The following is an 11192-nucleotide window of genomic DNA, read 5'->3' as shown; positions in this document are numbered from 1 at the left end:
GACTGGAGTTCAGACGTGTGCTCTTCCGATCTACTTGGACTAGAAGATCCAGAGCTGGTGGAAATTGCCGGAAGCTTTCGTATCAATTTATTCCGGTATCCTGATAAGACGAGGATTGGAAAAAGTACGGATAAAGAGATGGAGAGCACGGAAAAAGTACGGAAAAGTACGGATAAAGTGATGGAAAGTACGGAAATGTACGGAAAAGTACGGATAAAAAGTACGGATAAATTGAATGACAATCATAAAAAGATTATCCAATATATAGAGGAAAAGGGCTCAATAAAAAATAGAGAAGTCCAGAATCTATTGAATGTGAAGGATTCTCGTGCCCTGAAGATTTTGAAGGAAATGGTCGAGGACGGAATATTGAAAAAAGAAGGGAAATTGAGGGGAAGCTGTTACAAATTGAAATAATCTGTCAAAATATGTTGCCCTTTCCTTGACACGCTCATGAGCGACAGCCCCATCGTCCAGAACGGGAAGTTCATCGGGGCGGTGACCCATGTGCTGGTGCAGGATTCCAGGAAGGGGTATGGGATTTTTATTGAGAATATGTTGGAGCATTGAGGCTGGGCAGCACAGCATAAAAAGAAAAACGACTCCGCGGCAGGCTTGCCTGCCGGAGGAGGCTGTCTCATAGTTGCATGCCCAGCAAGCATCCAGATGACAGTGTATGACGACCATAGCCCATATCTACGCCAGCAACCAGTCAATCAGATACAGCGACTTGATCCCATCATAGGAACTGATATAATTCCTGTCCATGGACAACACGATTTTCTCATAATTGTCCGGTATCATGCGCAGGGACTTAAGCTCCCGCTCCCGGGTCTCCGGCGGCAGCATGCTTTCCGTCACCTGGATATACAGCCTGTCGCTTGGCTTCTCTGCCACAAAGTCGATTTCGGCATCCCCCGCCTTTCCGATGTATACGCGATAGTCACGGCGGATGAGCTCCAGGAACACGATGTTTTCCAGGATGTGTCCCCGGTCCCCATCGCGATAGCCCAGGAGCATATTGCGGAAACCCATATCGATGATGTAGTTCTTCCCCAGGGTTTTCAGCAACTGCCTGCCCTTCACGTCATATCTGCCCACAGAGTAGAAGATAAATGCGCTGCGCAGCATGGAGATATATTTATCTACCGTTTTCCCTGCCACATTCCTGCCTTTTCCGGCATGGATATCGTCTTCACTGGACAGGACATTGCCGATGCTGTTGGGAGAGGTGATGCTGCCGATATTGGAGCAGAGGAACAGTATGATTTTCTGGAGCATACCCTGATCGGCCTGGCTGTTCCGCTGGAGAATGTCGCGCAATACCACCGTGGAGTAGATGCCTTCCAGCGCCTGATTGCTTCTTGCTTCGTTGAACTGGTATTCCCTGAGAATCGGCATGCCGCCGAACTGCAGGTATCGCTGGAACTTTTCCTCTGCCGTGACAGAAGGGGCGAAGTCGTAGAAGGTCAGGAACTCCTTAAACGACAACGGCAGCATACGGATATCCACATATCTTCCGGAAAGCAGGGTGGAAAATTCCGTGGAAAGCAGATATGCGTTGGAGCCGGTGATATAGATATCCACATCGAAGTCGAGACGGAAGGACTCGATGGCCTTTTCCCAATGCGCCACGGCCTGTAGTTCATCGAATATCAGATAGGTCTTGCCACTCCTGGGGATGCGCTCGCTGACATAGTCATAGAAGGCGAGGTAGTCGGAAAAATTCCGATAACGCAGCGATTCCAGGTTCATGTGGATGATGTTGGCGTCGGCTGTGCCGCTGTCTGACAGGTATCGATGGAACAGGTCCAACAGGGAGGACTTTCCGCATCTGCGAATGCCTGTGACGATTTTGACCAGGTCCACATCCCTGTTTTGGATGAGCTGATTTAGATACTCGGGGCGATTGATAAGTTCAGTCATGATGCACCTCCTGATTTCCATATCTCTATTATACCCATGAATCCGAAAAAAGCAAATAGTTTCAGACTTGCAAGTCGGAAACTTTATAAAATATCATAATATCAGATATATAAGTCTGAATCTTCTGATACATATCATATTTCCGAACCATACATTAAAAACTCATCATTCAGTTTGTGCGGATACCCTCCGAAGTATGCAGATAATTCATCGGCTGCATTTCTGTTTTGCCTAAATCGGAAAAGCCGCCTGGGAGGATATATGCTATCATGATATCACCGGAGCGAAATGCCCCTTCTGATGGAACGGACAGACAGGATCCTTCCGGCGCAGGCCCTGGGGAACAGGGAATGAGACTGGTAAATTCCGACAAAATGGCGAAGAAGAAATTGTAAAAAATGAATAAAATTGTATATTAGTGAAAAATATTTTCTAAATATACTTGAATCCCCCCTCCAATTGTTTATAATGAACGTACATGCTTGTACAGATTTACCCGTTCAAATAGTGGGGTCTGGCAGACAGCCGGCCCCGGGAGAGGAGATTCCATGCAGAAGCAGACAGAAAAGCAGAAAGAAAAGCGGACCGGAAAAGGGCGCAAACCCGGAAGCACCCGGGCGGCCGATGGCACAGCCTATTCCATCGGCGACAACTACAGATACGCCTTCCGCTGCCTGAGAGAGAAGGAAGGGCCGGGGGCCTTTGCCGTCTGCGCAGGCACCACGGCGCTGGGGATCCTGCTGCCCTTCCTGGAGTCCGCCATGGCGGCGGCAGTGGCGGCATGTCTCATCAGCGGGCGGGAGGCGGGAAGCATCCTGCTGCTGGTGGGGGGATACGTGGTCCTGCTCCAGGCAGTGCGTTTCCTGTACAACCATCTGCGGGAGACCCAGGGGAAGCTGCTGACCACATTCCGGATCGGCATGTGGATCGAATTCTACCGGAAATGCGTGGAGGTGGACGGGAGCTACATAGAGAGCGCCCAGGGACAGAGGAAGATGGCACAGGCCAGGGAGAACCTGTTCTCCGGGGAGGGCTCAGGAATCGAAATCTATGTGCAACTGTTCTGGACCGTAATCTCCAATGGGCTGGGGCTGATCGTCTACGGGGTCATCGTGGGCAGGGCCAGCCTGCTTCTGCTGCTCCTTCTGCTGGGGCAGGTCCTGCTCATGGAAGCCTGGGAGAAGCCCCTGCGGGAGAAGACCTATGCCAGGATAAAGGAGAATGCCAGGAACCGGCAGGCCTTCTTCTACCTGCGCAGAGAGTCCATCGCCATCGAGAGCGGGAAGGACATACGCCTGTACCGGATGGACAAATGGCTCCTGCGGGCCTTCCATGAGGTGGTGGACAGGATCGTATCTCTGGAGTACAGGACGGCGCTGGGCCCTCTGACGGGAGGGATCCTGGAGGGCATCTGCAGGCTCGTGGTGAACGGGATCGTCTATGGGTATCTGATCTGGCAGATGGTCCAGGGAAGCGTCACCCTTCCTGCATTCCTGCTGTACATAGGTATCGTGTCGGGGTTCGGCGTATGGATGAGAGGGCTGTTCCAGGCTCTGCAGCAGATCGTCCAGACCAAGGGGCATATGGACAGATACCGGGAATTCATGGACCTGGGCACAGGGGAGGAAGACGGGGAGGAAAAGGTGAAGAACCCGGGGACGCCCCACGAAATCCGGCTGGAGGACGTGTGCTTCCGGTATGAGGGAGGAGAGAAGGACACCATACACAATCTGAACCTGACCATCCCCGCCGGGGAGCGGCTGGCTCTGGTTGGGCTCAACGGGGCCGGGAAGACCACCCTGACCAAGCTCCTCTGCGGCCTCTACCGCCCCACCTCCGGGAAGATATACCTGGACGGACAGGATATGGCGCAGATGCCCCGGGAGGAGATCTTCCGTGAATACGCGGTTGTCTTCCAGGATGTGTTCTCCTTCTCCTTCCCCCTGGCGGAAAATGTGTCCTGCGTCAGGGAGGGGCTGGAGGATGTGAAACGGCTGGAGGAGAGCCTGGAAAAGGCAGGTCTGGCCGAGAGGGTCAGGGAGCTTCCCAAGGGAAGGCACACTGTCATGAACAAAGACCTGGATCCGGAAGGCGTGACCCTCTCCGGCGGCCAGATGCAGAAGATGATGCTGGCCCGGGCGCTGTACAAGGACTCCCCCATCGTCATCCTGGACGAGCCCACGGCGGCTCTGGACCCTATCGCGGAGAGCAGGATGTATGAGAGCTACGATGAGATGATAAGCGGCAAGACAGGCATATTCATCTCCCACAGGCTCAGCTCCACACGGTTCTGCGACAGGATCCTGTACCTGGAGGGCGGATGCGTGGCGGAGGAGGGAAGCCATGAGGAGCTGATGGAAAAGGGAGGGGCCTACGCGGAGCTGTTCAACCTCCAGGCCCAGTATTATCAGAAGGAAGAAATGCATTCCGGGGAGAAGGAGGAAGAGGCCCATGCATGAAGTGATAGCGACCCACAGAGTGGGGTTCCGGCTGCTGAAGAAGATACATGAAACGGACCACAAGATCATTCCGGTATACCTGCTGCAGATCGTCTTCCAGCTGGCCCAGACCTATATCAGCCTCTTTCTGACCGCAGGGCTGGTGGACGCGCTGCGCCTGGGGGAATTCAGACAGGCGGTGGTCCTGACGGCAGCGCTGCTGGGGGCGAACCTGGTGGGAACCGTGCTGGTGAGCCTGACAGAGGCGGCGATCCGGGGGCTGCGCAACGTGGCGGGCCTGGCCATCTTCGTCTGGCTGCGGGAGAAGACCTTCTCCATGGACTATGAGACCATGGAGAACCCGGAGGTGGCGGAGAAAATCGCCTTCTCCGAGAAGACCTCGGATGCCTACGGCAGCCTGGGGATGGTGCTGGCCCTGTACAGGGACATCTTCCAGGCAGTCTTGAGCGTGATCCTGTCCACCTCCATGGTAATCTGGCTGTGCCATACAAGGCCGGTCGGATCCGGGACTTTCCTGGAGAGGCTGGCGGGGCCCCTTCCCTCTCTGCTGCTGTTCGGCTGCGCCCTGGCGGGGATGGCCTTCTTCTCCGGGAAAGTGTTCGTGAAGTTCTCCGAAAAGCAGAAGGCATACTTTGAGGCCAATACGGGGATGGAGATGAGGGAGGACTATCTGCTGAACCAGGTGTTCCTCAATGAGAAGGCGGGGAAGGTCATCCGGCTCTATGGCATGCAGGACATGCTCATGGGGAACGCGGAGGCGGAGGTGAAGAAGAGCAAGGCCTACTGGGGCGGCATGTTCGATGTGATGCGCCGCACCATCCAGGCCAACAACGGCCTGAACAGCCTGTTCACCATAGGCTCCTATCTGCTGGTGACCGTAAAGGTGGTGACAAAGGCGATCACGGTGGGTGCCTTCACCCAGTATGTGGGCGCGCTGAACCAGTTCGGCAATGCCTGCTTCATCATCATCAACTGTCAGGTGAGGCTGCGGAATGTCTGCACCTACATGGAGAAGTTCCTGGCGTTCCTGGACATGGAGGGCAGCCATGTGAAGGGAACCCGGGCCCTGGAGGAGAGGAAGGACGGGGCATACGAGCTGGTATTCGAGGACGTGAGCTTCCGGTATCCCGGCAGCAGGGACTATGTGCTGAAGCATATCGACTGCAGGCTGAACATCAGGGGGAGGATGGCCCTGGTGGGGCCCAACGGCGCAGGGAAGACCACCTTCATCAAGCTCCTGTGCCGGCTCTATGAGCCCACGGAGGGGCGAATCACCCTGAACGGCGTGGACATCCGGGAGTATGACGAGGAGGCCTACAGGGCCCTGTTCAGTGTGGTGTTCCAGGACTTCAAGCTTCTGGCGTTCTCGGTATGGGAGAACATCACGGCCGGATTCGAACGGGATGACGATAAGATATGGAAGGCCCTGGAGCAGGCGGACGCGGCGGACATCGTAAAGCGCATGCCGAAGCAGCTGGACACTTACCTCTATAAGTACCTGGAAGATGGGGTGGAGATCAGCGGCGGGGAAGCCCAGAAGATTGCTCTGGCCAGGGCGCTCTACAAAGACGCGCCCGTAGTCATACTGGACGAGCCTACGGCGGCCCTGGACCCGGTGGCGGAGGCGGAAGTCTACTCCCGCTTCCAGGAGATGGTGGAAGGCAAGACTGGGATCTATATCTCCCACAGGATGAGCAGCTGCCAGTTCTGCGATGAGATCCTGGTATTCCACGAGGGGGAGATCATAGAGCGGGGCAGCCATGAAAAGCTCCATGCCCTGGGCGGGAAATACACGGAACTGTGGGACGCCCAGGCCAGGTATTACGCCTGATATCATCAGACCCTCTGTGCAGGCTGCCATGAAGCGGGAACCGCACAGAGGGTCATTTCATGACGCTTTTTCATAAATTTTCCCGGAACTCTTGACTTTGCGGGAGATATTTGGTAAAGTAAACCCATCCGCAGAAAATGTGGGTGTCAGAAAATCATAGTTTCTAAGGTTCTGAGCAGTATTATTTGTCTGGTATGTCGAAAGTGTCCCGGATTGAGAGGAAATAGGCGAGAGGCGGCGTATATCCGTATGATTTGGCATGGAAAGGGAAGGATGGGCATGTTATCCGCGCATGGCCCTGTGCATAAAAAATCGGGGAGGAAGCCTCCCCGATATAGACAGATATCTCTCTGAGCCATCACTTGCGCAGGGCCGCCCGCTTGCGCAGGGTGGGATCCAAGATTTTCTTGCGGATCCGCAGGGTGTGCGGCGTGACCTCCAGAAGCTCGTCGGTGTCGATGAAGTCCAGGCACTGCTCCATAGAGAGAATCCTGGGCGGCACCAGGCGCAGGGCCTCGTCGGAGCCGGAGGCACGGGTGTTGGTGAGCTGCTTCTTCTTGCAGACGTTCACCTCGATGTCCTCGCTCCTGCCGGTCTGGCCTACCACCATGCCGGCGTAGACCTTCTGGCCGGGGCCGATGAACAGGGTGCCACGCTCCTGGGCGTTGAACAGGCCGTAGGTGATGGATTCCCCCGCCTCGAAGGCAATCAGGGAGCCCTGCTTCCTGTACTGGATGTCCCCCTTGTAGGGCGCGTAGCCGTCGAAGACCGTGTTTAGGATGCCGTTGCCCTTGGTGTCCGTCAGGAACTCGCCCCGGTAGCCGATCAGGCCCCTGGCGGGGATGGAGAACTCCAGGCGGGTGTAAGTGCCGCCGGAGATGCTGCCCATGTTGCGCAGCTCCCCCTTGCGCTGGCCCAGCTTCTCGATGACGGCCCCGGCGAACTCGTTGGGCACGTCGATGTAGGCCAGCTCCATGGGCTCCGTGCGCTTGCCGTTCTCGTCCGTATGGTAGAGGACCTCCGCTTTGCTGACAGCGAACTCATAGCCCTCCCGGCGCATGTTCTCAATCAGGACGGACAGGTGCAGCTCGCCCCGGCCGGATACCTTGAAGCATTCCGTGGTGTCCGTCTCCTCCACCCGCAGGGACACGTCCGTGTTCAGCTCCCGGAAGAGCCTGTCCCGGATGTGGCGGCTGGTGACGTATTTCCCCTCCAGGCCCGCCAGCGGCGAGTCGTTCACCATGAACTGCATGGCGATGGTGGGCTCGCTGATCTTCTGGAAGGGGATGGGCACAACCTGCTCGGGGGAGCAGAGGGTGTCCCCGATGCGGATGTCCGCGATGCCGGAGATGGCCACGATGGAGCCGATGCCGGCCTCCCTTACCTCCACCTTGCTCAGGCCGTTGAACTCGTAGAGCTTGCTGACCTTGACCTTAACCTGCTTGTCCGGGTCGTGGTGGTTACAGATGACCACCTCCTGGTTCACCTTGATGCATCCGTTGTCCACCTTGCCGATGCCGATGCGGCCCACGTACTCATTGTAGTCGATGGTGCTGATCAGCACCTGTGTGCCGGCCTCGGGATCCCCCTCGGGGGCGGGGATGTAGTCCACGATGGTCTCGAAGAGGGGCTCCATATTGGCGCCGGCACCGTCGGAATCCATGGAAGCCACGCCTGTCTTCGCCGAGGCGTAGACGAAGGGGCAGTCCAGCTGCGCGTCGTCCGCGTCCAGCTCCAGGAACAGCTCCAGCACCTCGTCCACCACCTCCTCCGGCCTGGCCTCGGGGCGGTCTATCTTGTTGATGCATACGATGACGGGGAGCTTCAGCTCCAGGGCCTTGCGGAGCACGAATTTTGTCTGGGGCATGGGGCCCTCGAAGGCGTCCACCACCAGGATGACGCCGTTGACCATCTTCAGCACCCGTTCCACCTCGCCGCCGAAGTCCGCATGGCCCGGGGTGTCCACGATGTTGATTTTGGTCCCTTTGTACATGACGGCGGTATTCTTGGAAAGGATGGTGATGCCCCGCTCGCGCTCGATATCGTTGGAGTCCATGACGCGTTCCGCCACGTCCTGGCCCTCGCGGAACACGCCGCTCTGCTTCAGCAGCTCGTCCACCAGAGTGGTCTTGCCATGGTCTACGTGGGCTATGATTGCAACGTTCCTTACATCTTCTCTTTTCTGCTTCATGATTATCATACCTCTCTGTGCGCTTCAGCGCCCTGTGCACGGATTCGGCGCTGGCGGCAACCCTGGGGATTGCCGGATTGTCAACCTGTGTCTATCTTTGCCGATGGCTTTTTCAGGCACATTTTCAAACTGTTACAGTATAGCACTATTTCCCGCGGGACGCAAGGATTATTGGGGTGCGGAGGATTGGTTTTCGATTTTACATAGATTCAAAAATGAAATAGAATGCGGATTTGCAAAAAATGACGAAGAGTGCGGTGAGAAATGGTACTAAAATACCTGTTTCTATTGTATAAATAGTAATATCCAGCCGTTGGGATATGGATCCGTCAGGGGATGTCCCGCCGGAGGTGTTACCGGAAAAAGTCTTAGGACAAGAAGGGAGAACGAAAATGACAGATAAGGTAATTGAAAACAACCAGGTGACGGTTATGGGGGAGATAGCAAGCGGTTTTACCTATAGCCATGAGATTTTCGGAGAGGGCTTCTACATGATGGACGTGCGCTGCAAGCGGCTCAGCGAGAGCTACGACACCATTCCCGTCATGGTATCGGAGAGGCTGATGGACGTGACGGCGGACTATACGGGGGAACTGATATGCGTGAACGGACAGTTCCGTTCCTACAACCGCCATGAGGAGAGGAAGAATCGTCTGGTGCTCTCGGTGTTCGCCAGGGAGGTGAGCTTCGTGGACGAGATGGAGGAGAGCTCCAAGACCAACCAGATTTTCCTGGACGGCTATATCTGCAAGGAGCCGATCTACAGGAAGACGCCCCTTGGGAGAGAGATTGCGGACCTCCTGCTGGCCGTGAACCGCCCTTATGGAAAGTCCGATTACATACCCTGCATCTGCTGGGGCCGGAACGCCCGCTATGCCAACAACTTCAAGGTGGGAGAGCGCTGTGCCGTGTGGGGGCGGATACAGAGCAGGGAATATATGAAGAAGCTGGACGAGGAGAATGTGGAGAGAAGGGTGGCCTTTGAGGTGTCGGTCAGCAAGCTGGAGTTGATCGCGGAAGACGAAATGTGACGGAACCGGAGCCTTTTACCCAGATCGACCGTTAGTGTTTGCCAAAATCAGGAAAGTGTGGTATGATGAGACTGTCTTGAAATATTTCGGGTAAAACGAGGTGGGGTATGGCAAAAGGATTGGTCAATATATATGCCGGTGACGGAAAGGGAAAGTCTCCGGCGGCCCTGGGGCGGGCTTTGCAGGCCGCCATGGAAGGGAAGAGCGTAGTCGTCCTTCAGTTCCTGAAGGGGAACGGCATGAAGTCCCAGGACTTCCTGCGCAGGATGGAGCCGGAGATCAAGCTGTTCTGTTTCGAGAAATCCGACGAGAGCTACGAGAATCTGTCGGAGGAGAAGAAGCAGGAGGAGATCGCCAACATCAAGAACGAGATGAACTTCGCCAAAAAGGTGCTGATCACCAGGGAGTGCGACCTGCTGATACTGGACGAGGTGCTCCGGCTGGTGGAGAAGGAAATCGTGTCCCTGGAGGATTTGAGGGCGCTGCTGGAGTGCAGAGGGGATACGGACGTGATCCTGACAGGCAAGAAGGCGGGGGAGGACATCTGTGCCCTGGCCGATATGGTCTCCCGGATCGAGACCTGGAAGCCGGAAGCAAATGCGCAGATTTGACGAGAAATCCATTGACAGCACTCCTGTATGATGTTATGATTTAAGGCAATAGAAAGCTTTTTCTATTGGAGAGAATATATGCAAGAAGATAGAGGTTGCGTTTTTCAAGAGTACCTTTTCGGATGCGGCAGGCGCAGAGGAAGGGAAGGGAAAGGGGAACACGCCGAAAGAGGGGATGATCTGCTCATCGGCTCTTGGGCATACAGTTAAGAGCTGTGTGACTGTCATCTGGTGGTTACAGGATGGTGCGCTATCGGTATATTATCCTATTGGATTCATGCGCCGGCGCTTTATGTGTCGGCGTTTGTTTCATTCACACAGTAGAGAAACGAAGATGATGGAGGAGAAAAGATGTCTATTTTTAAGGGCTCGGGTGTGGCCATCGTTACGCCCATGCGTGATAATGGTGAAGTGGATTATGAAGGGTTTGCGAAGCTGCTGGAATTCCAGATCGCGGAGGGGACGGATGCCATCATCGTCTGTGGCACTACGGGCGAGTCGTCCACGCTGACTCTGGAGGAGCATGCGGAGGTGATCCGGTACTGCGTGAAGACGGTGGCGGGGCGCATCCCCGTGGTGGCAGGTACCGGCTCCAACTGCACGGAAACTGCCATCCATCTGTCGAAGGAGGCCCAGGAGTCGGGGGCGGACGGCCTGCTGCTGGTGAGCCCCTATTACAACAAGGCGACCCAGAACGGCCTCTACGCCCATTTCAAGGCGGTGGCTGATTCGGTGAAGCTTCCCATCATCCTCTACAATGTGCCCAGCAGGACCGGCTGCAATATCGCGCCGGAGACGATTCTCAGGCTGTGCACGGACGTGGAGAACATCGTGGGCGTCAAGGAGGCCAGCGGCAATATCGGCCAGATCGCACATCTGGCGGCCATCGGGGCAGGTATGGAAGAAGGGCATTCCAAGGTGGACATCTACTCCGGCAATGACGACCAGATCGTGCCCATCATGTCCCTGGGCGGCATCGGCGTAATCTCCGTGCTGGGAAATGTGGCGCCGGCCCAGACACATGAGATCTGCCAGAAGTACCTGGACGGCGACGCCAAGGGGAGCTGCCGTATGCAGCTGGAGGCCATGGAGCTGTGCAACGCGCTGTTTAGCGAGGTGAACCAGATCGGAAGAGCACACGTC

General features: G+C 55.8%; 6 protein-coding genes, 1 pseudogene and 1 riboswitch. Of the genes and pseudogenes, 5 read left to right on the top strand and 2 right to left on the bottom strand.

The window, feature by feature from the left end; translation table 11 throughout:
• Positions 1-453: 453 nt before the first annotated feature.
• A pseudogene (locus Q2B33_RS20565) lies at positions 454-570 on the top strand (SpoIVB peptidase S55 domain-containing protein); the annotation flags it as partial.
• A 126-nt stretch (positions 571-696) separates the two neighbouring features.
• Here Q2B33_RS20565 and Q2B33_RS20560 read toward each other — a convergent pair.
• Positions 697-1926: an ATP-binding protein gene (locus Q2B33_RS20560; RefSeq protein ID WP_300568949.1), complete on the bottom strand. Its 1230-nt coding sequence runs from the start codon at positions 1924-1926 to the stop codon at positions 697-699.
• Positions 1927-2474: 548 nt separating this feature from the next.
• Here Q2B33_RS20560 and Q2B33_RS20555 point away from each other — a divergent pair.
• Both Q2B33_RS20555 and Q2B33_RS20550 read left to right on the top strand, forming a co-directional pair.
• Positions 2475-4385, top strand: coding sequence for an ABC transporter ATP-binding protein (locus Q2B33_RS20555; RefSeq protein WP_296474401.1), 1911 nt, complete (start codon positions 2475-2477; stop codon positions 4383-4385).
• Positions 4378-6216 carry an ABC transporter ATP-binding protein gene (locus Q2B33_RS20550; RefSeq protein WP_300568954.1) on the top strand — a complete coding sequence of 613 codons (1839 nt, stop codon included), beginning with the start codon at positions 4378-4380 and terminating at the stop codon, positions 6214-6216. Before Q2B33_RS20555 ends, Q2B33_RS20550 begins: the two co-directional genes overlap by 8 nt.
• A 358-nt stretch (positions 6217-6574) precedes the next feature.
• Here the strand turns inward: Q2B33_RS20550 and typA are convergent, their stop codons facing one another.
• Positions 6575-8407 carry a translational GTPase TypA gene (gene typA, locus Q2B33_RS20545; RefSeq protein WP_296477554.1) on the bottom strand — a complete coding sequence of 611 codons (1833 nt, stop codon included), beginning with the start codon at positions 8405-8407 and terminating at the stop codon, positions 6575-6577.
• Between the two features lie 392 nt (positions 8408-8799).
• Between typA and Q2B33_RS20540 the strand changes: the two genes are divergently transcribed.
• Both Q2B33_RS20540 and Q2B33_RS20535 read left to right on the top strand, forming a co-directional pair.
• A complete protein-coding gene (locus tag Q2B33_RS20540; RefSeq protein WP_296456493.1) occupies positions 8800-9438 on the top strand; it encodes a single-stranded DNA-binding protein in 639 nt (212 codons plus the stop codon).
• Between the two features lie 107 nt (positions 9439-9545).
• Complete coding sequence (locus Q2B33_RS20535) at positions 9546-10049, top strand: cob(I)yrinic acid a,c-diamide adenosyltransferase (protein ID WP_296477560.1); 504 nt, start codon at positions 9546-9548, stop codon at positions 10047-10049.
• 81 nt (positions 10050-10130) lie between these two features.
• A riboswitch (Lysine riboswitch) is annotated at positions 10131-10310 on the top strand.
• The last annotated feature ends 882 nt before the right edge of the window (positions 10311-11192 follow it).

It is taken from the genome of uncultured Acetatifactor sp., assembly GCF_948601915.1.
In the GTDB taxonomy this organism is placed as follows: Bacteria; Bacillota; Clostridia; order Lachnospirales; family Lachnospiraceae; genus Acetatifactor.
Note: the sequence above shows the minus strand (reverse complement) of the source record. Positions and strands in the feature narration are given on the sequence as shown.